Source organism: Actinomadura meridiana (genome assembly GCF_039537545.1).
In the GTDB taxonomy this organism is placed as follows: Bacteria; Actinomycetota; Actinomycetes; order Streptosporangiales; family Streptosporangiaceae; genus Spirillospora; species Spirillospora meridiana.
Genome location: NZ_BAABAS010000021.1, coordinates 243,210 through 266,187, shown reverse-complemented (window position 1 = coordinate 266,187; position 22,978 = coordinate 243,210). Strand labels below are relative to the sequence as shown.

The 22,978-nt window shown below is 70.9% G+C and carries 22 protein-coding genes; 7 read left to right on the top strand and 15 right to left on the bottom strand.

All coding sequences use genetic code 11. From position 1 onward, the window contains the following. Positions 1-651 precede the first annotated feature (651 nt). Positions 652-951 carry a hypothetical protein gene (locus tag ABD808_RS31025; protein WP_344904286.1) on the top strand — a complete coding sequence of 100 codons (300 nt, stop codon included), beginning with the start codon at positions 652-654 and terminating at the stop codon, positions 949-951. 7 nt (positions 952-958) lie between these two features. Here ABD808_RS31025 and ABD808_RS31020 read toward each other — a convergent pair whose 3' ends face one another. Together ABD808_RS31020 and ABD808_RS31015 are read right to left on the bottom strand one after the other, a co-directional pair. Then, the gene (locus ABD808_RS31020; protein ID WP_344904284.1) at positions 959-1,570 is read right to left on the bottom strand and encodes a DUF7691 family protein; all 612 of its coding nucleotides are present in this window, start codon (positions 1,568-1,570) and stop codon (positions 959-961) included. Between the two features lie 120 nt (positions 1,571-1,690). Next, positions 1,691-2,389: a hypothetical protein gene (locus ABD808_RS31015; RefSeq protein ID WP_344904282.1), complete on the bottom strand. Its 699-nt coding sequence runs from the start codon at positions 2,387-2,389 to the stop codon at positions 1,691-1,693. Between the two features lie 114 nt (positions 2,390-2,503). Here ABD808_RS31015 and ABD808_RS31010 point away from each other — a divergent pair, with 114 nt between their 5' ends. After that, positions 2,504-3,103, top strand: coding sequence for a TetR/AcrR family transcriptional regulator (locus ABD808_RS31010; RefSeq protein ID WP_344904280.1), 600 nt, complete (start codon positions 2,504-2,506; stop codon positions 3,101-3,103). On the opposite strand, the gene ABD808_RS31005 is transcribed toward ABD808_RS31010, so the two are convergent. Continuing rightward, the gene (locus ABD808_RS31005) at positions 3,078-3,815 is read right to left on the bottom strand and encodes an imine reductase family protein (RefSeq protein WP_344904278.1); all 738 of its coding nucleotides are present in this window, start codon (positions 3,813-3,815) and stop codon (positions 3,078-3,080) included. The two genes, ABD808_RS31010 and ABD808_RS31005, sit on opposite strands and share 26 nt — an antisense overlap. On the opposite strand from ABD808_RS31005, the gene ABD808_RS31000 reads away from it, so the two are divergent. From ABD808_RS31000 to ABD808_RS30990, 3 genes are all read left to right on the top strand, one after another. Next, complete coding sequence (locus ABD808_RS31000) at positions 3,784-5,961, top strand: ATP-binding protein (protein WP_344904276.1); 2,178 nt, start codon at positions 3,784-3,786, stop codon at positions 5,959-5,961. The two genes, ABD808_RS31005 and ABD808_RS31000, sit on opposite strands and share 32 nt — an antisense overlap. Continuing rightward, positions 5,958-6,182, top strand: coding sequence for a hemerythrin domain-containing protein (locus ABD808_RS30995; RefSeq protein WP_344904274.1), 225 nt, complete (start codon positions 5,958-5,960; stop codon positions 6,180-6,182). Before ABD808_RS31000 ends, ABD808_RS30995 begins: the two co-directional genes overlap by 4 nt. A 186-nt stretch (positions 6,183-6,368) precedes the next feature. Further along, on the top strand, positions 6,369-7,478 hold the full coding sequence (locus ABD808_RS30990) for a tellurite resistance/C4-dicarboxylate transporter family protein (RefSeq protein ID WP_344904272.1): 1,110 nt from the start codon (positions 6,369-6,371) through the stop codon (positions 7,476-7,478). An 8-nt stretch (positions 7,479-7,486) separates the two neighbouring features. On the opposite strand, the gene ABD808_RS30985 is transcribed toward ABD808_RS30990, so the two are convergent. The 3 genes from ABD808_RS30985 to ABD808_RS30975 are packed head-to-tail and all read right to left on the bottom strand — an operon-like array spanning position 7,487 to position 10,721. After that, a complete protein-coding gene (locus ABD808_RS30985) occupies positions 7,487-8,698 on the bottom strand; it encodes a hypothetical protein (RefSeq protein WP_344904270.1) in 1,212 nt (403 codons plus the stop codon). A gap of 36 nt (positions 8,699-8,734) precedes the next feature. Further along, positions 8,735-9,586, bottom strand: a complete 852-nt coding sequence (locus ABD808_RS30980) for a phosphate/phosphite/phosphonate ABC transporter substrate-binding protein (protein WP_344904268.1) — start codon at positions 9,584-9,586, stop codon at positions 8,735-8,737. Between the two features lie 10 nt (positions 9,587-9,596). After that, complete coding sequence (locus ABD808_RS30975; protein ID WP_344904266.1) at positions 9,597-10,721, bottom strand: acyl-CoA dehydrogenase family protein; 1,125 nt, start codon at positions 10,719-10,721, stop codon at positions 9,597-9,599. Between the two features lie 158 nt (positions 10,722-10,879). Here ABD808_RS30975 and ABD808_RS30970 point away from each other — a divergent pair, with 158 nt between their 5' ends. After that, the gene (locus ABD808_RS30970; protein WP_344904264.1) at positions 10,880-11,410 is read left to right on the top strand and encodes a PH domain-containing protein; all 531 of its coding nucleotides are present in this window, start codon (positions 10,880-10,882) and stop codon (positions 11,408-11,410) included. Between the two features lie 71 nt (positions 11,411-11,481). Then, positions 11,482-11,937 carry a tellurite resistance TerB family protein gene (locus ABD808_RS30965; RefSeq protein WP_344904262.1) on the top strand — a complete coding sequence of 152 codons (456 nt, stop codon included), beginning with the start codon at positions 11,482-11,484 and terminating at the stop codon, positions 11,935-11,937. A gap of 139 nt (positions 11,938-12,076) precedes the next feature. Here ABD808_RS30965 and ABD808_RS30960 read toward each other — a convergent pair whose 3' ends face one another. The 9 genes from ABD808_RS30960 to ABD808_RS30920 form a co-directional block, all read right to left on the bottom strand. Next, entirely contained in the window at positions 12,077-13,816 is a 1,740-nt protein-coding gene (locus tag ABD808_RS30960; protein ID WP_344904260.1) for a CotH kinase family protein, read from the bottom strand. Positions 13,817-13,823: 7 nt separating this feature from the next. Next, positions 13,824-14,501 (bottom strand): DUF4956 domain-containing protein, encoded by a 678-nt coding sequence (locus ABD808_RS30955; protein ID WP_344904258.1) that lies wholly within the window; start codon positions 14,499-14,501, stop codon positions 13,824-13,826. A gap of 8 nt (positions 14,502-14,509) precedes the next feature. Continuing rightward, a complete protein-coding gene (locus ABD808_RS30950; RefSeq protein ID WP_344904255.1) occupies positions 14,510-15,499 on the bottom strand; it encodes a polyphosphate polymerase domain-containing protein in 990 nt (329 codons plus the stop codon). Positions 15,500-15,564: 65 nt separating this feature from the next. Continuing rightward, positions 15,565-17,010, bottom strand: coding sequence for a HAMP domain-containing sensor histidine kinase (locus ABD808_RS30945; RefSeq protein WP_344904252.1), 1,446 nt, complete (start codon positions 17,008-17,010; stop codon positions 15,565-15,567). 16 nt (positions 17,011-17,026) lie between these two features. Next, the gene (locus ABD808_RS30940) at positions 17,027-17,737 is read right to left on the bottom strand and encodes a response regulator transcription factor (RefSeq protein WP_344904249.1); all 711 of its coding nucleotides are present in this window, start codon (positions 17,735-17,737) and stop codon (positions 17,027-17,029) included. 33 nt (positions 17,738-17,770) lie between these two features. Next, positions 17,771-19,051: an MFS transporter gene (locus ABD808_RS30935; protein ID WP_344904246.1), complete on the bottom strand. Its 1,281-nt coding sequence runs from the start codon at positions 19,049-19,051 to the stop codon at positions 17,771-17,773. Further along, a complete protein-coding gene (locus tag ABD808_RS30930) occupies positions 19,051-21,495 on the bottom strand; it encodes a HelD family protein (RefSeq protein WP_344904243.1) in 2,445 nt (814 codons plus the stop codon). Before ABD808_RS30930 ends, ABD808_RS30935 begins: the two co-directional genes overlap by 1 nt. A 55-nt stretch (positions 21,496-21,550) precedes the next feature. Continuing rightward, positions 21,551-22,699 carry a glycine amidinotransferase gene (locus tag ABD808_RS30925; RefSeq protein WP_344904241.1) on the bottom strand — a complete coding sequence of 383 codons (1,149 nt, stop codon included), beginning with the start codon at positions 22,697-22,699 and terminating at the stop codon, positions 21,551-21,553. Positions 22,700-22,759: 60 nt separating this feature from the next. After that, entirely contained in the window at positions 22,760-22,963 is a 204-nt protein-coding gene (locus ABD808_RS30920; protein ID WP_344904238.1) for a ferredoxin, read from the bottom strand. Positions 22,964-22,978 lie beyond the last annotated feature (15 nt).

Here is a 22,978-nt window from a genome sequence, read left to right as displayed (position 1 = left end):
GCCATGACATGAAACTGCTACCGTTCTTGCCTGCGCCCCGACCCCGTGGTAGCACCCACTCGGCAGCGACGCAAAACGGCTCGACAATGACGACGCGACTTCACGATCGAGCTTTCTTGAAGAATCGACGCCAACCCAGCGGTACGGCAGGCGGTGACATCATCTCTCCGGAGAGCCGAATCTGTTTTATAACGGGTCGTCAAATGAAATAGAAATGCCAATGGGGCGTCCTGCGGAAGTGGGAGATGGGCGCCGTGGGCGCCGGTTCGGGACGCACGCGCCCGGCTCAGCTAGTGATCTTGAGCGTCGGGGCGGTCAAAGGGATTGCCACGGGGGCTCGGCCCTCGGCGCTCCGGCGTGCGCACGACCGTGGGCGTCAGGTCCGTGATTCAGCGCGTGCTGATCTTGGTTCTCGTCCGTGGAACGTTCTCGGAGTGTGCGGGCCGGGCGCCGGGGGCGCGGAATGGGTGGGAGGGTCTGCGCGAAACGGTTCGACCGGTGCCGTTGGGTGGTCCTCCGTCCGTATCGGCCCGACCAAAACAGTCCGCGGGGGCAGGGAGCGTGGCGGTACCCGTCTTGTGGCTGGACAGTCACCGTGTGTGGTTGTGGGGGGTGGTGGCGGGTAGGGCAGCGTCCGACCGAGGGGGAGAAATGATCAAGATGCTGCACAAGGTGGGCATGCGGTCCACGCTCATGTACACGGCGGGTGTCGCCTCGATCGGGCTGGCGGTCGCGGCGTGGGCCGCGTCGAAACAGCTTGAGGAGGCGGGGCTCGAACGCGCCGACCACTGGGGCATCTTCATCGGCGAATGGGCCCCGACGTTCTTCGCCATGGGCGTCGCGCTGCGCATGGAGGAGATGCGGGATCGGGCCAAGGCGGGCGTCCACGGTCACCGGGGTGAGAGCGACTCGTGGGTGTCCGCGCACGCACCGGCCTCGGCGACGATGTGACCGGGGCTCAGGAGTAGAAGGTGACCAGGTCGCAGTAGGGGATGTCCTCGTCCGCCATCCCGTCGGCGAAGCGGTTGAAGTCCGCGACCTCGTCGGCGGCCGTGAGGATGGTGCGGGTCAGGGCCGCGTGGTCGGGGTCGGTCAGGTGTTCCGCGACCGGACGGCAGGCCGCGAGGAGGTCGGCGACCCGGGCGGCGGGCAGGTGGCCGATGGCCGGGAGTTCGGCCGGGTGGGGCGTGTCGGTGAACGGCGACTGGTACATGAATCCCAGCGGGGTGAGGTCGTCGGGGACGCCGAGGTCGCGCAGTGCCCGGCTCGCCTCGTCCAGGAACTGGGCGCCGCGCCGCATCGGGCCGAAGTCGAACCGTTTCGACTCGACCTGGTCGATCACGATTTCCCAGGCGTGGCCGTAGGCGTCTGCGGCGCCGGGGTCCTTCGGCCGGTGGTGGAGGATGTCGTCCAGCGCCTCGGTGACCGTGCGGGTGGCCTTGACGTATCCCTCGGCGTCCATGGCGGCGGCTCGCGCGCGGCCTTCCTGGACGAGCCACGTGTTCGTCGCCCTGACGAAGAGACCGAGCGTCGAGAGGCTGACGCTGTACAACCTGAGCTGCGTGCTCACTCCTGATACCTCCTATGGCGGACCGCAGCACCATGGTGGCGCCTTTTCGTCGGGAATCGGTGTACGAGAAGGTGCCCGGGCTGGACGCGCTCGGGCACCTGGTCGTACACGTCGTCGATGTCAGGCGATTCGAGCCGTCACCCGCTCGGGGCGGTCGGCGGCGGGTGCCACGACGGTTTCGCCGCGCGCGCTTCGGATGATGCTGATGCTGACGGCCAGCGTCCAGATGCTCCACAGCGCGCCCATGCTGGCGGTGGTCCCCCAGCCCTGTGCGCTGTAGAAGTCGGCCGCGTCGTCACCGAAGAACACCGCGGGCACGAAGGCCAGATTGATCAGCGCGAGGACGAACGAGGAGCGTCCCACCCAGGTCGGCAGCAGCTTGAGCCGGGTGACGGCGATCCCGAAGGCGACCAGGAACAGCGCCATGAGCAGGCGGGAGATCCCGCCCTGCATCAGGTACTGGGCGGCCGCGTACGGGCCCTCGGTGGTGGTGTCGATGTCGTGGCCGACGGTGATCGCGGCGCCGACCTCCATGGACTGCGGGACGAACACCATGGCGACCCAGAGCAGCCCCGCCATCTGGACGACGCTCGCCAGCCAGTCGTGGGCCGGGCTGACCCGGACGATGAGCTGGCGGAGCCCGATGAAGTACACGATGTACACGGTGCAGCCGGTGACTCCGATGAGGCCGCGGGTGAGGATGTCCCAGTCCGGCGGCGCCTCGGAGTACAGAAAGTACAGCGGGACCTGGACGATGATGAAAAGGCTGGCGATAGCACCGAACAGTCCGGCGTATCTGCGGGTTGCTGCCTCGCTCACGGCGAGCCTCCTTCACTGACCTGGACGAGACGTCTCGTCTTGGTTCAGCTCGACCGTAGAAAGCCGCCGCCGCCCTGTCAAGACGCTCCGTTTCGTCTCGGGTAGAGTCTGGACATGAACACGCCCAATGAGCAGCGACGGAGCGAGCGGTCCAGGCAGGCGATCCTGGACGCGGCCCTCGACCTGTGCCGGGAGCGCGGCCTCGCCAGGACGACGGTCGAGGAGATCGCCAAACGGGCCGGGGTCGGCAAGCAGACGATCTACCGGTGGTGGGGGTCCAAGGCCGCCGTGGTCGAGGAGGCGCTCAACGAGCGCGTGATCACGACCACGGACTTTCCCGACACCGGCGACCTGCGCGCCGACCTGCGCACCCAGATGGCGATCATCGCCCAGGCGTTCGACAGCGTCGAGTTCGCGCCGTACGCCAGCCTCATCGCGGCGGCCCAGGACGACCCCGAGGTCGCCGAGTCCGTCCGGAAGAACATGATCGAACCGCGCGTCCACGCCTGCGAGGAGCGGCTACGGCGCGGCCAGGAGCAGGGACAGTTGCGCACCGACGTCGACGTCGCGGAAGTCGTCGAATTCCTGTACGCGCCGTTGTACTACCGGCTTCTGCTGCGAACCCGTCCGGTCACTCTCGAACAGGTGGACCACGTTCTCGACGCCGCCTTCCGTGGCGTCGCACCCGTCAGGGACGACGGATCACCTCGATGACGCTGGACAGACCGTCGGCACCGTGACCGGCGTCCACCCCGCGCCAGAACAGGTTCCTCAGCGCGACCGGCCCGGCCGTGTCGATCCCGGCCTCGCGAGCGGCGGCCACGATGTGGTCGGCGCCGACCGCCTGCATCCTGAGGTTGTGGTCGGCGCCCGGGGAGACACCAGCGTCGATCATCTTGGTGAGGATCTTCAGGAAGCCCATGGGGCCGTCGTCCGTGAGGCTTCGCACCATCGCGGACGCGAACGGACGGTACTGCTCGGCCGACACACCCGCCGTGCCCAGTAGCGCGACCGACTGCATGTAGGCGGCGAGCGTCGACCAGAACACGTACAGCTGCGCCTGGTAGTAGAGCATCGCCAAACCGGGGTCCGTGCCGACGAACCGGGGGTCGCCCAGCTCGGCGAGGGTTTCGCGGTGTCGGACGAGGGGCTCCTCCCGTCCGCTGTAGAAAACGGACGCGCCCGGCTTGCCGATGCCCTGCGGCGGCACCATGACGCCACCGGTCAGCAGGTCCGCGCCATGGCGGGACGCCCATTCGTCCGCGCGGCGTAGCTCGTCTGGGCTGCCCGAGCTGAGGTTGACGACGGTGCGGCCCTTGAGCGCGTGGACGGCGTCGTCGAGGGAGTCGGACGCGGTCGAGCGAGCCCGCGCGCACCTCGCGTCCGACCGGCCGGTGACGTTGACCGGCCCCGGCGGCGTCGGCAAGACGCGGCTCGCTTTGGAGACGGCCGCGCGCTCGACCGCCGACCACCCGGACGGCGTGTGGGTCGTGGAACTGGCCGAAACAACGGCGGACGTCGCCGACACGGTGGCGCGGGTCCTCGGCCTGTGGGACGAGGGCGGCGATCCGGTCGACCGGCTCGCGCGGGCCCTGCGCACGCGGCGGTCACTGCTCGTCCTGGACAACTGCGAGCATGTCGTCCAGCGCGTCACCGAGCTGGCCGGACGGCTGCTGGCCGAGGCCCCCGGCCTGCGGATTCTCGCCACGTCACGCGAGCCGCTCGGCCTGCCGGGAGAGCGGCTCCAGATCGTCCCGCCGCTGGACCTGCCCGGCGCGGTGCGGCTGTTCGTCGCGCGGGCCACGGCGGCGGCGCCGGGGTTCGCGCTGGACGAGACCTCGGCGCCATGGGTGGACGCGATCTGCCGACGCCTCGACGGGTTGCCGCTCGCGCTGGAACTGGCGGCGACACGCGTCCGCGCCCTCGGGGTGCGGGCGCTCGCGACCCGGCTGGACGACCGGTTCCGCATCCTGGCGGACGGCCGCAACGTCGGCCCGGAACGGCAGCGCACGCTCCGCGCGATGATCGACTGGAGCTGGGAGCTGCTGACCGTACCGGAACGGGTGGCGCTGCGACGGCTCGCCGTCCACGCGGGCGGTTGCACGCTCGACGCGGCCGAGACGGTCGGCGACACCGGCGCCGCCGTGCTCGCGCGGCTCGTCGACCGTTCGCTGGTCGTCCGGGCCGACGACGACCGCTACCGCCTCCTCGAATCCGTCGCCGCCTACAGCCTGGAACGACTCCAGCAGGCGGGCGAAGAAGACGAGTTCCGCCACCGCCACGCCCGCTACTACACAGACCTGGCCGAACGCGCGGCGAAACGGCTGCGCGGCCCGGAGCAGGCGGAATGGCTCGACCTGCTCGACCGGGAGGCCGCCAACCTGGCTACCGCGCGGGCGCACGGCGACGCCGTCCGGCTGGCGAACGCGCAGGGCTGGTACTGGTACCTGCGCGGACGGTTCGGCGAGGCCCGCAGCGCGTTCGCCTCGGCCCTGCGCGCGGACACGCCCGCGTCGCCCGCGTCACCCGCCCGCGTCGAAGCCGCCGCATGGCTGGCCGCGTTCACCATGCTGTCCGGGGAGAGCACCGATTCGGAACAGCTCCGCCAAGCCGCACTGAGCCCCCACGGTGCCGACGCTTTCGCCCATGCCAAGGCGGAATGGTTTCTCAGCCACGTCCACTGGGCGTACGGCGACCTGGCCGCGAATGAGAAACGCGTCGACAACGCCCTCGCGGAGTTCCGGGCACGCGGCGACCGCTGGCATACGGCCGCCGCGCTCGCCACCCGCGCCAGGTTCGCCCTCGGCCACGGCGACCTCCCGGCGGCGGCCCGGGACGCCGAGACCGCCATGTCGATCTTCGACGAGCTGGGCGACCCGTGGGGACGGCTGGAGGCGTCCGACGCCCTCGCCCGGCACGCCGAGATCACCGGCGACCTCGCGGCGGCGGCCCGCCACCATCGCGCGGCCCTGCGCGTCGCCGAGGACCTGCGGATGTGGCCGCAGGTATCGTTCCGGCTGTCCGGCCTCGGCCGCGCCGCGCTCCTGAGCGGCGATCTCGACCAGGCCCGCGACCTGCACGAACGAGCCCTTGACCTGGCCGGACGGCACGCCGCGCGGTCCGCGCAGGAGTTCGCCGAGATCGGGCTCGGGCTCGTCGCCCGTGCGAGCGGCGACCTGGACGCCGCCGAGACGCATCTGCGCGCCTGGATCGGCTGGCTGCGCGGCATCGGCGGGACGGCCGGGGTCGTCTTCGCGCACACCCAACTCGGCTTCGTCGCCGAGGAACGCGGCGACGCCGAAACCGCCCTGGCCCTGCACACCGAGGCCCTCACCGGTGCCCGCGCCCTCGGCGACCCGCGTGCCGTCGCCCTCGCCCTGGAGGGTCTCGCCGGAGCCCGCTCCCTCACCGGCCACCACGAGACGGCCGCCGCGCTCCTGACCGAGGCCGCCGCCCTCCGCGAATCCACCGGCGCACCGTTGCCTCCCGCCGAACACCGCGACGTCGACCGCATGACCACCAGACTCCGCACCGCCACACCTGGCGGTATCACGGGAACTTCTGATCGGTGACCGAAGAAAGGGACCGGCGCGTCCTCGAAGAGGAGTTCCTCTTCCCGCCGCTGCACGCGACGGGGCTGGTGGCCCCGATCATGGTCATGCTGCGCGAGCACGGCCAGATCTGGGAGACGATGGACGCGCTGGAGGACGCGCCGGACGCCGACCCCGCCGCCCTGCGCCGGTTGACCGTCCAACGGCTGCACCACGACCTGAAGGAAGAGAAGATCATCTAACCCGAGGTCGACCGGGTGCTGGAGGCACCGGCGGCCGGGCGGCTGCTCGCGTTCCTCGACTCCGGGCGGCTCCCCGAGGGATGGGTGTGCTTCAAGGCGCGGAAAGCGTAACGCCCTCCCGAGGAGCTTCCCGAGATCGTTCGGCGGGTACAGGCTCCGAGGGCACGCGACCCGAGGAGATCGCCGTTGACCGAACAGGCGCAGAACGTACCGTCCCCCAGCCTGCGCGACAATGGTCGTCTCCAGGCCGTGCGGCATCTGTTCCCGGGGTATTTCGCGCTGGTCATGGCCACGGGCATCGTGTCCGCGGCCCTGCTGGACGTCGGGCGGCCCGGGCTCTCCGACGCGCTGCTCGCGGTCGCGGTGGTGTGCCTCGCCGTCCTCGTGGTCCTGTCCGTCCTCCGCCTGGCCCTCTTCCCGCGTGACGTCGGCGCGGACCTCGCGGCGCCCGACCGGACGTACGGGTTCTTCACGCTGGTCGCCGCCTGCGATGTCGTCGGCACCCGCTTCGCCGCCGACGGCCGGACCACGGTCACGCAGGTTCTGTTCTGGGTCGCCCTGCCGGTGTGGACGGTCCTGAGCTACGGCATCCCGATCAGGCTGGTCCTCGGTCCGCGCACGCGACCGGTACTGGCGGGGGTGAACGGCACCTGGTTCATCTGGGTCGTCGGGACGCAGTCGCTGGTCATCACCGCGGCGACGCTCGGGAGCGCGTTCCCGTCCGGGACGCGGAGCGCCGCGCTGGCGGCGGTGTCGCTGTGGTCGGTCGGCGTGGTGCTGTACCTGATCGTCGCCACGCTGGTGCTGACCCGCCTGCTGCTCCTGGAGGTGACGCCGGACGACCTGACGCCGCCCTACTGGGTGACGATGGGCGCGACCGCGATCACCGTGCTGGCCGCCGCCCGGATCCTCGACATGCCAGGGAACGCACCGGCCGTGCAGGCCGCGCACCCGGTGATCGTCGGGCTCGCCGTCGTGCTCTGGGCGTTCGGGACGTGGCTGATCCCGATGCTCGTCGCCTTCGGGGTCTGGCGGCACGTGCTGCGCCGCGCGCGGCTGGAGTACCAGCCGCAGCTGTGGAGCATCGTGTTCCCGCTCGGCATGTACGCGGCCGCCAGCATGGAGTTGGGCCGGGCCGTCCACCTGCCGATCGTCGAGCGGATCGGCCGGACGTGGGTCTGGGTCGCGTTCCCCGCGTGGGCGCTCACCTTCGCCGCGATGCTGGGCCGGTTCGTGCTCGCCCGGGGATGGCAGGGCACGGCCGGTGACCGGCCGTCCGACCCGGCGTCGACCTGACCCGCGGCCTACATGAAGTTCCGGGTGTGGAGGGCGGACAGGTCGGCGGCCTCGTCCGCCGGGAAACCGAGACGGATCAGCCGGTGCTGCCGCCCCTCGTCCATTTCCTTCTGGAGTTTCCGCACTTCTTCGTAGCCGCGTCCGATGGCCTCGGGCGTCCATTCTCCGGCGGCCAGGGTGACCAGTGAGTCGTACACGTCCTGGTTCAGCCCGGCCGTTTCGACGAGCGCGTCGTGGCGGCGTTCGATCGCGGAGCGCAGGCGGGATCGGAGGGACGGGTCGACCGCCGACTGGTGCTGGAGGTGCGCCACCCCGAACGCGACGTGCCGGGCCTCGTCCTGCCGCGCCAGCCGCGTCACCTGGCGGGTGACGGGGTCGGGCGCGTGCCGGTCGAGGAAGGTCAGCAGGTTGAGGAACGTGCCCTCACCCAGCACCGACAGCAGGAACGAGGCGAGCGAGAAGTCCGGTTCGGTGACGAGGGTCGCCAGCGACTCGCGGCCGCTCACCGACGACGTCCCCATCGCGCCGCCGTTCAGCAGCGCGCGCCGGGTGAAGACCTCGACGTGCCGGGCCTCGTCGGCGGCCTGGACGGCGAGCAGCTGGAGCACCTCCCGGAAATGCGGATGGATCCGGCTCAGCAGCCGCGCCGGGACGACCAGCGCGGCCTGCTCGTTCTCCACCAGGAATGTCATGACCTGGACGACGGCCCGCTCGATATCGGCGGGCACGTCGACGTCGGCGTCCCAGTCGACGGCCTTTCCCGGATCCCATTGCGCCGACGCGGCGTGCGCGTACAGCGCGGGCGCGATGTCGGCCCAGACGAGGTCGCGGTCGGCGAGGTCGAAGCCGAACTCCGGCCCGCCCGGCTCCACCAGCGCGCCGCGCGCCGCGAGGCCCCAGTGCGGTTCGGGTCTGCGCTCGACCCCGCCCGGCCGCGGGTCGCCTGCCCGTTTCGCGTCCGACCAGCGATCGAGATCGGCCCGGCCGCGGATGACGTAGGCGCGTACCGGGTCGTCTCGGTCGTCCGGGCACCGCACGCCGTGCCCCTCGGACCGGCACCACGCCTCCAGATGGACGGTGAGCGCCGGGTCGCGGCCGCTCACCGCGAGTTCCGCGCCGGGGGCCAGGCCGCGCAGGGCGCGCTGGACCAGCAGGTGCGCGCCCCGCTCGAAGCCGAGTTCCCCGAGATCGACGGAGGACGCGGCCCAGCCCCCGGTCATGGACGACAGCCTTCGGTCATGGACGGTGATCCTCGGTCATGGACGGTAGCCCTCGGCGGTGACCGCGCCGTCCGGTCCGTAGAAACCGGTCTCGTCGACGGCGCGTTCCAGGGCCGCGTAACCGCTGGTCCGGCCCGGCCGCCAGGCGGTCAGCCCCTCCAGGTCGAACAGCGGCCTGACTTCGGGGTCGGCGTAGGACATCGACAGGAGCAGGTCGCCGAGCCGGTCCACCTCCCCGCGCGACGCGCCGTCGATGACGGTGAGGTTGCAGTGGTCGTACGGCGGCGTCTGCGCGATGATCCGGGTGGCGCCCGCCGGAAGCGTGCCCTCCCGGCCGAACAGCAGATGGTTGGCGTCGATCATGCAGGCGGCGGCGACCTCGCCCGCCATCAGCGCGCGGGCCGCGTCGCGTTCGCCGCCGATGTGGTCGCCGTGCAGCCCGACGCCGACGTCGAACCGCCGTTCGGTGACGTTCTCGCCCGGACGCAGCCCCGCCTCCCGCAGGAACGAACGCGGGATGAGCGTGCCCTGCGGCGAGTCGACGGCGCCCACGCCGATGGTCTCGCCCTTGAGGTCGGCCACGTCCTTGTAGGGCGAGTCGTCGCGGACGACGATGACCGACGTCAGGTCGCAGTCGGTGTCGCGCATGACCAGCGACACGGCCTGCCGGTTCCGGGCGGCGGCCAGGCGCCGCGCGCGGACCCACGCGAGCGGCGAGTTCCAGGCGGTGTCGATGCGCCCTTCGACCAGGTCCTCGACCTGGCGTTCGTAGTTGGAGTACAGGACGAAGTCGAAGTCGAACCCGTGGTCGACGAACCAGGAACGGAACCCGGCCCAGATCGAGACCACCTTCGGGTCGTAGGCGACGGAACCCAGCACGAACGTCATCCGGCTCTCCTCACATCAGCGGCAGGCCGAGGGAGGCCCGTCCGACGAAGTCCCGCAGCGCCTCGGTCGTCGGCGCCATGACCCGTGCGGCAAGGGCGTCCCTGAACGCCCGCTCCACCCCGACCTCCTTGCGGAACGCCGAGCCGCCGCACAGCCGCATGACGCCGTCCGCGACCTCCGGGGCCGCCTCGCCCGCCACGGACTTCACCTGGAGGACGCGCAGCGTGGCGTCTTCGCGACCCGTTTCGAGCGCGGTCAGCGTGTCGTCGAGAAACGCCCTGACCCCGTCGGTGCGGGTGCGCAGGTCCGCGAAGGCGAGGCGCTGCGTCGGCTGCTCGGCCAGCGACTGGTCGAGATGGTCGAGCCGGGTGTTGACGAGATGGGCGGCGGCCTTGGCGACGAGCGTCTCCATGAGTCCGAGCGAGAAGGCGGCGTTCAGAACCAGAAAGTGCGGAAGCGCGGTTTGCAGCGCGATGTCGAGACCGGCGCCGTCCGTGCCGAGCATGGCGCCCTTGGGCACCGGGACGGCCTCGCCCGTCACGGGGTTGGACCCGTTGCCGCGCAGCCCGAGACCGTCGAACGGGCCCGCGACCGTCAGGCCCGGCGCGTCGCTCGGCACCAGCCACAGCGACATCGGGCCCTCCGCCTGGAGCGGACGGCTCGACCAGACGTAACTGTCGGCGTCGCCGGACGAGGTGATCCAGCTCTTGCGGGCGTCCAGCCGCACCTGGCCGTCGCCGTTCGCGGACGCGGTGCCCAGCGGCGCCCAGAAGTGGCTGCGCGACCCCGCCTCGGAGAACGCCAGCGTGCTCAGATGCTCGTCGCGGGCGATCGCGCGCCGCGTCTCCTCGCTCCCGTGGGCCTCGATGATCGCGGTCGCGGCGTAGTGCATGAGCAGCACCATCGCCGTCGACCCGCACGTCGATCCGAGCCGTTCGATGACGTGCGCGGCGGCGCGGAGCCCCGCTCCCCTGCCGCCGACCTCCGGCGCGCTGAGCAGGCCGAGCAGACCGGCCTTCGCCAGGCCGTCGAGATTGGCTCGCGGGAACGTTCCAGTTCGGTCGATCTCGGCCGCGTGCACGGCGACCTGATCATCGATCACCGCGCTCACGGCACTCACGTGGTCAAAGGACATCGAGGCAGCCTCCCAGGGCAGGCTCAGCGGACGACCGGACCGCACGCTGACCTTTCGAAATTCTTACAGTGCGCCGCGCGTCCGGACAAGGTCGTTTCCCCGGCTAACTACATCGACATCCATACACGTGACGTACGGGGTGTGCCAGGATGCGCGGCATGGGTTTCGCTGACCGTTATCTCGCCGACGACGAGTCCCTGGTGCACGCCACGCGCCAGCACTGGACGGAGATGGTCGGCGAGTTCGTGATCCTTTGCCTGGTCTGGATCGTCGCGGGCGTGCTGCTGTTGGTCATCCCGTCCGGCGAGGACTGGGGACGCATCGCCGACTACGTCGTGCTCGGCGTCGCCGTGGTCCTGTCGCTGTGGTTCTGGCTCATCCCGCTACTGCGGTGGCGCGGGACGATCTACATCCTCACCACCAAGCGGATCTACAAGCGCAGCGGGTTCCTGACCAAGACGGGGCACAGCATCCCGCTCATCCGCGTCAACGACGTGTCGTTCCGGGTGACGCTGTGGGAGCGGATCTGGCGGTACGGGACGCTCGACGTCCAGTCCGCGTCCGAGCACGGGACGCTCCGGCTCAGGCGCGTCCCCGACCCCGAGGGCCTCAAGAACAAGATCTACCAGGCCGTGGACGAGGAGCAGAACCGCCACCAGATGGGCCCGGGGGCCTCCGACCACCGCTGACCTCGGCCGTACGACTACGGTTGTAGCGATTGGGTTCGGTCAGAGGGGACCACCAACGAGCGGAGGATCCAATGCCTTTCTGGGACAAGCTGCGCGAGTCAACCCAGTCCATGCAGACGCAGCTGCTCAGCAAGAAGAACGATCTGAAGAGCGGGGCGTTCCGGGACGCGAGCATGGCGATGTGCGCGCTGGTCGCGGCGGCCGACGGCAGCGTCGACCCGGCCGAGCGGCAGCGGACCGCGTCGCTGATCGCGGGCAACGAGGTGTTGCAGAACTTCCCGGCCGACGACCTCCAGCGCCGCTTCAACGACTACGTCTCCAAGCTGACCGCCGACTTCGACTTCGGCAAGGTCTCCGTCCTCCAGGACATCGGCAAGGCCAAGAAGAAGCCCGCCGAGGCCCGCGCGGTCGTCCAGATCGGCATCATCATCGGCGGCGCGGACGGCAACTTCGACGACGGTGAGAAGGCCGTCGTCCGCGAGGCCTGCTTCGCGCTCGGCCTCGACCCGGCCGAATTCGAACTCTGACTCCAAGCCCGCTCGTGCGGACGGCAGCCCTGAACCCAGTGCGCCGCCCGGGTCAGCTGACGCAGCTTCCCTGAGGACCCCGGAATCCGTTGTCCTCACCGACCCGGACGGCTTACTGGGTTCAGGACCGTCGAGCGACCTACCCGCCGATCTGCTTGTTGGCCGCCAGTGTTCGCGTGCGGGTCTTGAGCATGTCGCGGAGCTTCTTGGCCTCGGCCTCGACGCGGGCGGTCTCGGCGCCGGAGTTCCTCTTGTACGCCCCGACGATCGAGTCGAGCAGCCGGGATGTCGTCCCGTTCGCCAGCAGTTTCCGATAAAGGGCGCGGTACTGCTCGAAGTAGAGCTTCTTGAATGCCGGGGCCTTCAGGAACTTGTCCTTCAACGGGTGGCCGATGCGCAGCCCGGCCGGAGGGCCTCCGCCATTACCGGGCGCGCCACCGGGCGGCGCGGGAATCCCTTGCGGCGCGCCACCGGGAGCACCGCCCGGGGCGCCACCGGGAGCGCCGCCCGGGGCGCCGCCGGGAGCGCCGCCCGGGGCGCCGCCGGGAGCGCCGCCCGGGGCGCCGCCGGGAGCGCCGCCCGGGGCGCCGCCGGGGGCGCCGCCGGGGGCGCCGCCGGGTGCTCCCTGGCCGGGGAAGCGGCCGCCGGGGAACATGGAGATGGAGCCGTTCGGGTTCGCTTTCGGGTCGCCGCTGAAGGCGAAGTTCAGGTCCCAGGTGATGACCGTGAATTTCGCGGAATCGCGGTCGTACCACAGGTAGTAGTTGCGGCCGGGCCCCGACATGTCGTCGAAGTTGACCATCAGGTTCTGTAGGGCGGCGTAGCGGGCGAAGGACGCGACGCCCAGCCGCTTCGGAAGGTCGGTGGCGAACACCTTGTCGGACGCGTCGCCGACCCACCTGACCAGGTCGATGACCGGCTGGAGATCCTTCGCTCCGAGCTTGTTGATCTGCTTGAAGTCGGTGGTGTACTTCGTCTGGTCCTTGCCCTTGTAGGTGAAGGAACTCGACGCCAGCGACTTGTACAGGACGCCGTCGCCAAGTGCTTCGGCGTATCCCTCGTCCAGGTACTCGACTATGAGGCGCGGTGGGGATTTCCGGCCGTTGACGCTGAACGAGCCGTAGGTGTACCGCTGCGTCGGTTCACCGGCGGCGCCGACGACCGAGATCGCCAATGCCTCGTTCAGCAGCGTCTCCGATCTCATGGCCGCCGGACGCACGGCGATCTGCGTGCGGCCCTGGTATCGGCGCCCTTCCACGAACTCGTCGAAGCTGATCAGCCAGGGCAGTTTCTCCGGCTCCTCCGCCTTCAGCGCGATACCGAACCCGCCCGGGCCCCGAGGACGTCCATTTCCCGGACGTTGGCCATTACCCGGAGGCTGGCCATTGCCCGGAGGTTGGCCGTTGCCCGGCGGGCGCATGCCCGGGGGCGGTTTGAACTGTCCCGGGGGACGGCCGCCGGGGCCGGAGCGGGGGCGCGCCTTGCCCTTCCAGGTGAAGCCCATCAGCGTGGAATTGCCCTTGAGCCTGATGCCCACGCTGGGAATCGTCGTGCCGTCGATCGTCAGGTCGGCTTCGACGTATTCCTTCTCCCCGCTCTTCCAGTATTCGATGAGCATGTCCTTGTACGCCTGGTCCCTGAAGGACAGCTTCACGTCATGCGGGACGGAGGTGTCGAACAGGTTCTTCTTCCCGTGCAGGTCAACGGTGACGACGTCGTTCGAGGCGGTGCGGGTGCTCGTGACGTACGGGTGGACGGAGCCGCTGCCGAACACGCCCCAGCAGAGGCCGAGGAACGCCAGCGTGAGGGCGACGAGCCGCCAGTTGTGTCGCAGCCGCACCGGAATCCGGTGCCGGAGGCGGCGGGTGGGGGCGCTCATCACGGGCCTACAGGTCGGTCTGGTCGTATCCGGTCAGCACGGTGACGGGCTGCCCGTGGTTCCGCTCGCGGAGCGCGGTGATGACGTCGGACGGCTCGCTGCCCTTCTTGATCCGGACCGTGTACATCAGCTCGACGAGCGCGCCGCCTCTGATCGACTCCATGCTGACCAGTTCGAACTCGTCGGTGTGCTGGATGAGGACGTCCTGGATGACGGGCGTGAAGTCGTCGTCCGGCGGCACCTGCACCTTGACGACCTGGCGCCGCACGCTGAGCGCGAACCAGTTGAACCGATGCATGATCACGATGACCAGGCAGATCGCCACGGCGGCGACTACGGCCAGGGTGTAGAAGCGGGTGCCGACGGCCATTCCGACGCCCATGACGAGGAAGATGAACCCGACGTCCCGGGTCTCCTTGATCGCGTTGCGGAACCGGACGACCGACAGCGCGCCGACCAGCGCGAACGCGCGGGCGATGTTGGAGCCGACCACCAGCATGATCAGCGAGATCAGCATGCCGAGGATGACCAGCGTCTGGACGTAGGACTGGCTGTAGGACACGTTCCGGTGCGTCGCCCGGTACACCCGGCCGATCATGGCGCTGAGCGCGAACGACAGGGCCATCGACAGCGCGATGTCGGCGACGCTGAACGTGCCGGAGAGGTCCTGGAAGGAGAAGTCCATGGGGGGTTTCAGGCTTTCGTCGAAACGGCGTCCGGGGCGGTGACGCCGTGCTGCGGGGCGGGGTGCGCGGTGCTGGAAGGCGGGGTGGTGGAAGGCGGGGTGGTGGGAGGCGGGGTGTCGGGAGCGGTCAGGTCGTGGTCCGGGACGTGGAAGATCGAGCGCGGCGCGAGCCCGTGGGCCTCCACGCTCTGGCAGTACTTGGAGACCCGCGCGACCTGGAGGTTCCGTTCGGCGGTCAGGTCCGTCAGCCAGTAGGGGACCCGGTCGTTCGCCTTCACCTCCAGGATCGCGGTGTGCGGCGGGACGACGAACCGGTTGCCGGTCTCGGCGGCGAGGTGGAAGTCCCGGTCGCGGCCGCGGATCCGCTGGTCCAGGGTGACGCGCAGGCCGACGTCGGCGTCCCGTCCGACGAACGCCTGCCGCTGGTAGCCGGTCATCGTGGTGGCGCACAGGTCGAGGCGGGAGACGAGCCCGAGGACCTCTTCGAGGAAGGCCCGCTGGGACGGGTCGTGCTCCACCAGCTCCCGGCCGTCGCACAGCCGCAGCGCGTCCCGGTACGGCACCTGGACGCGGCGTTTCTGCGTGACCCGGTTGACCCGCTGCTTGATCTCGACGAAGACGGGGGTGTCGGCGTCGACGGCGAAGCGGTCTCCGTAGTGCCGCACGCGCAGTTTCCGGCGGAACCGCAGCCCTTCGATCTTCTCCCAGTAGAACCGCAGCGCGCGGGTGTCGTAGTAGACGCTCCAGACGCCGTAGCCGTGGTCGCCGCTGTGGTCGTCCCGGTCGAGACGCCGGTCCAGCTCGTCCCGGAGGTCGTCGACCTTGGCCGCGTCGACCAGGTATTTGATCTCGTACCGGTTGAAGGCGTGCAGCCGGCTCGGCGCCCGCAGCCGGTGCCCGACCTCGCCGGTCGCCGGGGCCGTGACCAGCGGATTCGCCCCGAACTCGGGAGTGGTCTCGGGGGCGGGCTCGGTGCGTTGACGGAATCTGCGCAGCATGTCTCTCCTCGACAATCCGCGCATATCCGACACCACGAAGCTGGCAGTAATGTGTGAACGGACCGCTAACCCGAGGTGAACGGAAGGACGATGCGGAAGCTCGTCCCCGCCCCGGCCTCGCTGGACACCTCCATCCGCCCGCCGTGCGCCTGGACGAGCGCCGCCGCGATGGCGAGCCCGAGCCCCGCGCCACCCGTCCCGCGCGACCGGTCGGCGTCCGCCCGGTAGAAGCGGTCGAACACGTGCGGCAGATGCTCGGCCGCGATGCCCGACCCCTCGTCACTCACCTCGACCACCACCGTGTCGGCGCCCGGCGCGGGGCCGGACCCCGTGTGCACGCCCGCCGGAACCCCGGCCCAGACGCGGTCGAGACTCACCCGCACGGGCGTGCCGTCCGGCGTGTGGGTCAGCGCGTTGCCGACGACGTTCCCGATGACCTGGTGCAGCCGCCGTTCGTCGCCTTTGACCGTCACCGGATAGTCCGACAGGTCGAGCCGGACGGCACGGCCACAGTCGCGGGCGTGCGCGGCATGCACGACATCACCGGCGAGGACGTGCATGTCCACGACGTCCATCTCCGGGGTGGGAACGCGGTCGAGACGCGCGAGGAGCAGCAGGTCTTCGACGAGCCGTCCCATGCGCTCCGCCTCGCCCTCGATGCGTTCGAGGACGCGTTCCGCCGCCGGATCCTTAACCCCAGGCCCGTGGTGGTACAGCCGGGCGAATCCGCGGATGGACGTGAGCGGCGTGCGCAGTTCGTGCGAGGCGTCGGCGACGAAACGGCGCAGCCTCTCCTCCGAGCGCTCCCGTTCGTGCAGCGCTTGGCCGAGGCGTCCCAGCATCGTGTTGAGGGCGCGGCCGAGACATCCCGCCTCGGTGCGCGGGTCGGTGTCGCCGACGCGGCGGTCGATCTCCCCGTCGGCGATGGCCATGGCGGTGCGTTCCATCCTGGTCAGCGGGCGCAGCCCGAGCCGCACCACGCCCCAGGCCAGCCCGCCGAGCACCCCGAGGACGAGCACGCCGACCGTCGCCTCGATGACGAGCATCTGGTTGACGGCCGACCGGGTCGACTCCAGCGACATGCCCGCCACCGCGCGGTCGCCGTTCGGCAGGCTCACGACCAGGACCCGCCACTGGCCGTGGCCGTTGCGGTCGTCCACGGTGAACGGGCCGTCCGGCGCGCCGACGACCGCCGCCGCCGAGAGCGCCGGGCCCTCCGAGGCGTCGGGCACCTCCCGCAGCAGCGTCCCCGACCCGTCGTGGAACGCGATGTGGAACTCGGTCGGCAGCTTCACCTCGCGCGGACCCGGGGGCCGTCTCGGCTTCGGCGGCGGCTTCTCCCGGAGCGGGACGGTCATGTCGGCGAGCTGGACGTCCACCCGGCGCACGAGAGACCGTTCCAGCAGCAACACCCCCGCGACGGCGAACCCGGTCAGCGCCGTCGCGGACAGCACGAGAATCGCGGCCAGCAGCCGGTGCCGCAGCGGCCAGGACCGGCGCCACCCCGTCATCGCGGGTCCAGCGGCGTCATCGCAGGTCCAGCATCCGGTAGCCCACGCCGCGCAGGGTGTGGATCAGCGGCGGACCGGCGGCGTCGATCTTGCGTCGCAGATAGCTGATGTAGGACTCCACGACGCGGCTGCTGCCGTCGAAGTCGTAGTCCCAGACCCGGTCCAGGATCTGCGCCTTGCTCACCACCCGGCCCGCGTTGATCATCAGATAGCGCAGCAGCGCGAACTCGGTCGGGGACAGATGGATCGGCCGTCCGGCCCGGCGGACGAGATGCGCCTCCTCGTCCAGTTCGAGGTCCGCGTAGCGCAGCACCCCGGCGCCACCGGCCGGGGCTCCGTCCGGGGTCTTGGCCGTCCGGCGGAGGATGGCGCGGACCCGCAGGATCACCTCGTCCAGGCTGAACGGCTTGGCGACGTAGTCGTCCCCGCCCGCGGTCAGCCCGGCGATCCGGTCGGCGACGGCGTCCTTGGCGGTGAGGAAGAGCAGCAGCGGCGCGTCCGCGCGGGCCCGCATCCGGCGCGCCACCTGGTAGCCGTCGACGTCGGGCAGCATCACGTCCAGCACGACGAGGTCGGGCCGGACCCGGTCGACGGCGGCCAGGGCCCGGCCCCCGCTCGCGGCGGTCGTCACCCCGAATCCGTCGAGTCGCAGCGCTTCGGCCAGCAGTTCCCGGATGCCGGGTTCGTCGTCGACGACGAGAACTCGGGCGCGGTACGGCTCGTCCATGCCAGAGTCCTACATGGCGAACCTGAGAACTCTCTATGACATCGCTGCCGATTCCGGCTCCGCCGAACGGTCGGGACGGAGCGTCCCGGTGAGACGCGCCGTCCAGACGATGATTCCGGCCAGGGAGATCGACGCCACCGCCAGCGACATTCCGGCCTGGACGTCGAACCTCACCGTGATCACGCTGGCGAGCAGCGCGCCGAGCGGCACGCCGAGCCCGGACGAAAGCATCCGCCGCGTCGTGTTGACGCGCCCCTGAAGTTCCGGCGGGGTGACCTCCTGGCAGTAGGTCATCGTGTTGACGATGACGACCAGGTACGCCGAGCCCCACGCGGTGAGCGCCACCATCGCGATGCGCCAGTCCGTGGTCAGGACGACGACCAGCCCCAGCGCCGCCCCCACAGGCAGCGCCACGAGCATGATGGTGAACGTGTGGATGCGGCGGCGCAGCCGTGGCAGCAGCAGCGACCCGCCGATTCCTCCGGCGCTCCACGCCGTGTAGAGGAAGCCGATGCGCGGGTTCGAGCCGTGCACGCCCAGCACGCGGTCGGCGAACACGACGAGCTGTCCGATGATCGCACCGCCCGACAGCGACTGGAGGGTGCCGACGGCGGTCATCAGCCGGAGCGTCGGATGGCGCGCGAGGAACCGGAGCCCCTGCCCGATCGACTCGCGGAAGCCCGGACGGGTCGTCCCCGACCCCGCTCGCGCCGTGGCCGTGTAGGCGATGCCGCGCAGCAGGAGCGCGGAGGCGGCGAAGCTCAGCGCGTCCACGGCGAGGGTCTCGGCGGTCCCCACGAAGGCGATCAGGCCGCCCGCGACCGCGTTCCCGGCGATCCTGACCACGGTGTCCACGCCGTAGATGCTGCTGTTCGCCTTGACCAGGTTGTCCCGTCCGACCAGGTCGGGGACGAAGCCGTACAGTCCCGCGTCGAAGAACAGCGCCAGGCTGGACGACAGCAACGCGGCGAGGATGATGTGCGCCCCGGTCAGCGCGCCGAACGCCGCCGCGACGGGCACCGTGGCGATGCAGAGGGTGTTCAGCCAGTCGGCGCCGACCATCAGCGTCCGGCGGTCGACGCGGTCCGCCACCGCGCCCGCCACCAGCCCGAACACGAGATAGGGCAGCGTTCCGGCGGCGGCGACCAGGGAGACCAGGACGGCCGACCGGGTCTCCTGGTACGTCAGCACCGGAAGCGCGACCGTCGTGACGGCCGACCCGAGCCCGGAGACGGCCCTGGACAGCCAGAACAGCCGGAAACCGCTCAGCTTGCGGAGCGCGATCGGCGCGGCGGTCGCTGATTCTTGGGTCATCACTCCCCCAGTCGGGCCGGAGCCAGGTGGGCGAACAGGTCCGGGATCCGGTCGGGGCACACCACGACGAGGCGCCGGCTCGCGCGGGTGAGCGCCACGTAGAGGTCGTTGAGGCCGCGCGGGGAGGCGTCCACCATCGCGCCCGGGTCGGCCAGCACCACCGAGTCGAACTCCAGCCCCTTGGACTGACGCGCGGACAGCGCCACGACGGGCCGTTCCAGATCGACGCCCCGGCCCCAGCTCAGGCCGGGGATCTCCGCCTGGACGGCGGTGGCGAGACGGTCCAGGTCGGCGGCGGGGACGATCAGCCCGACACGGCCGTCCCCGGCGCCGTCCACCTCCTGTTTCACCAGCTCCGCGAGACGGCCGGGCAGGGCGTCGCGGGGAACCGCGTACAGGCGGGGATGGTCGCCGCCGGTCCGGACGGCGCGGGCGATCTCGCCCTCCGGGTCGATCTCCGCGATCACCCGGTCCGACGCCGCCATGATCTCCACGGGGGTGCGGTAGTTGATGGTGAGCGACTCGCGCCGCCAGCGGTCCCCGAAGAACGGCTCCATCGCGGCGGACCACGAGCCGGGGCCCGCCGCCTCGCCGGTCTGGGCGACGTCGCCGACGACCGTGAAGTTCTTGGACGGGCACCGGCGCAGCAGCAGCCGCCAGGCCATCGGCGACACGTCCTGCGCCTCGTCGACGATGACGTGGCCGAAGACCCAGGTCCGGTCGCGGGCCGCGCGTTCGGCGACGGTGCGGTCGTCGGTCTGCCGGTTGGCGGCGGCGAACTCCGCGGCGGTCATCAGGTCGGCGGCGGTCAGTTCGGCGGCGGCCCACGGGTTCTCGTTCTCGCCCGCGCGGGAGCCGCGCGCGATGTCCAGCACGCCCTGCGCGTACTCGATCTCGGCGGCGCGCTCGGACCCCGGACCGTCCCGCCGGGAGACCCGGTCGAAGCCGAGGAGCTCCTCGGCCTCGTCGAGCAGCGGCACGTCGGCCGGTGCCCAGCCGCCGCCGGGCGGACGGCGCAGCGCCGCCCGCTCGTCCGGGGTGAGCTGGGGCGCGGCGGCGGCGAGCCGGTCGGGGTCGGCGAACAGGTCGTCGAGCAACCGGCGCGGGGTGAGCGTCGGCCAGAGGCGCTCCAGAAGCCGCCGCATCGCGGGGTGGTGCGGCAGGGTGTCCAGCCAGTGCTCCTCCGCCGCCTTGATCTCGGAGCCGGGCGGCGTCGGCGGGACGGTGAGCTGGTCGTCCGGGCCGAACAGGCCCGCGAGGTCGTCGTTGACGGCACGGTCCAGCGCGGCGGCGTCGACGCGGTCGGCGATGTCCTCCTCGAACTGGTCCTCAAGCTCGGTGATGACGTTGGCGAGACGGCGGGCCAGTTCCTCGATCAGCACCCGGCAGAAGACCGGCCGGGCGACGTTGTGGGGCGCGCCGGTGGCGTGCGCCTGGGCGACCGCGTCGGCGAGGAGTTCGGGTTCCAGATGGAGGTCCTCGCCACCGATCTCGACGGCCACCGGGCCGTCCAGCGAGCTGTCCACCTGGGCCTGCCGGTGGCGTACCGCCGTGGCCAGAATGTCGGCCATGACCGCGCGGCCCTTGATCTCGCCCGCCCGCTCGCTCTCCACGCGGCTGGCGGCCGCGCCGGGGAACAGCTCGTCCAGCGACGAGAGCAGCACGTTCGTCTCGCCGAGGCTCGGGAGCACCTGGCTGATGTACCCGAGGAACACGGGATTGGGGCCGACCACCAGCACGCCCCGCTCGAACAGCCGCTGGTTGGTGTAGAGCAGGTAGGCGGCGCGGTGCAGCGCGACGACGGTCTTGCCGGTGCCGGGGCCGCCCTGGACGACGAGGACGCCCGCCCCCGGGGAGCGGATGATCCGGTCCTGTTCGGCCTGGAGGGTGGCGACGGCGTCCCGCATCCGGCCGGTGCGGTCGGCCTCCAACGCCGTGAGCAGCGCCGCCTCCCCGGACAGCTGGACGTCCGCGCGCAGCGGCCCGGTGCCGTCCAGCCGCTCGTCGTCGATCCGGACCACCGTGCGGCCCCGGGCGTGCAGGTGCCGCCGCAGCAGCATCCCCTGCGGCGCGGCGGCGGTGGCGGTGTAGAACGGGCGCGCGGCCGGGGCCCGCCAGTCGATGAGCAGCGGGTCCTCGGTGTCGGGGTCGCGGATCCCGATCCTGCCGATGTAGCGGCGCTCGCCGTCCGTCGTCTCCAGCCGGCCGAAGCAGAGCCCCTTCTCGGCGGCGTCGAGCGCGGTGAGCCGCCGCGTCAGCCGGTCGACCTCGACGCCGCGCTCGACCCGCGCCTGGGCGGTGCCGCCCTCCTCGCGCAGCGCACCGCCCAGGCGCCGGGCGACCTCCTCGCGGCTGTCGTCCACCCGGCGGTACAACAGGTCGACATATCGCTGCTCGCGCTGGAGTTCCGAGGGTCCGGACGGCGCGGGTCGCGAATGGGGCAATGTCTCTCCAACGGTGTTCGGCTGCTGATTGATGGCATGTCGGTCGCGTTCGCTCTCAGTTCAGATAGTCCTCCGGGCCTCCCGCGCGGACGGTGTCGAGCGTGATGCAGTGGAATCCGCCGCCGAACAGCCGCCGGTGCCGGTGCCGCACCGGGACGACCGTGAAGCGATGGTCCTCAAGAAGGTCGATGAGTTTACGACAGGCGTCGTTGACCATCACGGTGTTCTCGTCGATGGACAGAACATTCAGGTCGACATAGGGGCTGGCCGGAATCGGGTCGTCGTTCTCGTACTGCGGGAAGTCGTCGACCTCCGGTTTCGGCGAGACGATGACGTCCCACGTGCGCAGCGCGTCGGGCAGAAAGTCCAGGATTCCCTCCGACCTGACCAGCAGAGTGCCCGGACGCAGCGGAATGACGACGCTGTCGATGTGACTTTGCGTCAGCTTGTCCATCCGGTGGACGCGGAACCGTCCGTCCAGATGCCGCGACAGCCAGTCGAAGGCCAGCGAGTGGTTGGCGTTGGCCACGTTCACGATCAGGTCGGTGCCGAGCCGCAGGCAGTTCGCGGCGTCGATCATCGGTTCGAGGCCGACGTCGTAGGGCGACGGACGCACCGTCACCGGGATCTCGACGTTCGGCGCGGCGTTCTCGGCGGTCGCCGGGTCGAACGAGGCGTCGGTCATCATGGGGCGCGGCATCGTCGTCCAGCGCGCCCCCAGCCGGAAGTACTCCACGAACGCGGGCTTGAGGAGCTGGGTCTCGAAGTAGCGGTCGCGCAGCATCGGCGGCGTCTCGATGATCTCGTCGCCCATGATGAGCGTGCCGTCCCGGACGTTCAGCGGCGGCGTGACGGCGGCGGACCAGCCGGGCGCCGCGACCTCCGTGGTGTCGGCGCCGAGCGTCATCGGGCGGAGCACCCGGACGCCCAGCGACTCCAGCGCGGCCGCCACGCCCTCGACGTCTTCGACGAGTTCGTTCAGGAGCCGTTCCTTCAGGGCCAGCCGGCGCGGCTCGTTGCGGTCGGCCCTGGACGCCCCGTCATGCCAGGTGGAGATGCTCGGGTAGTACCCCTTGGTGCCGGAGATGTTGTCGCTGATGAACATGTCGAACGACAGGTCGCGGATCCTGTCGAGATACCCGTCGGCGGACCCGACGATCACTTCGCGGAGGGGGGTGAAGTCGTCGTAGCTGTTCAGGCGCATACGGTCGGGCCTTTCTGGTCGGTTCGGTAGTGCCCTTCAACGCGCGGGTCAGGACGCGGGTCAGCGCGCGGGTTCGTCCGCCGAGAGGGCCTGCACGGGGCAGCGCCCGATCGACTCCCAGACCGCGTCGTGCAGTTCGGCGGGCGGGCTGGCGTCGAGCAGGACGACGCCGCCGCTCGTCTCGTCCTGGTCGAAGACCTCGGGCACGGCGAGCGCGCACTGCCCCGACCCGATACAGCTGTCCGGATCGACCTCGACTTTCATCCGCGTCCTCCGTTT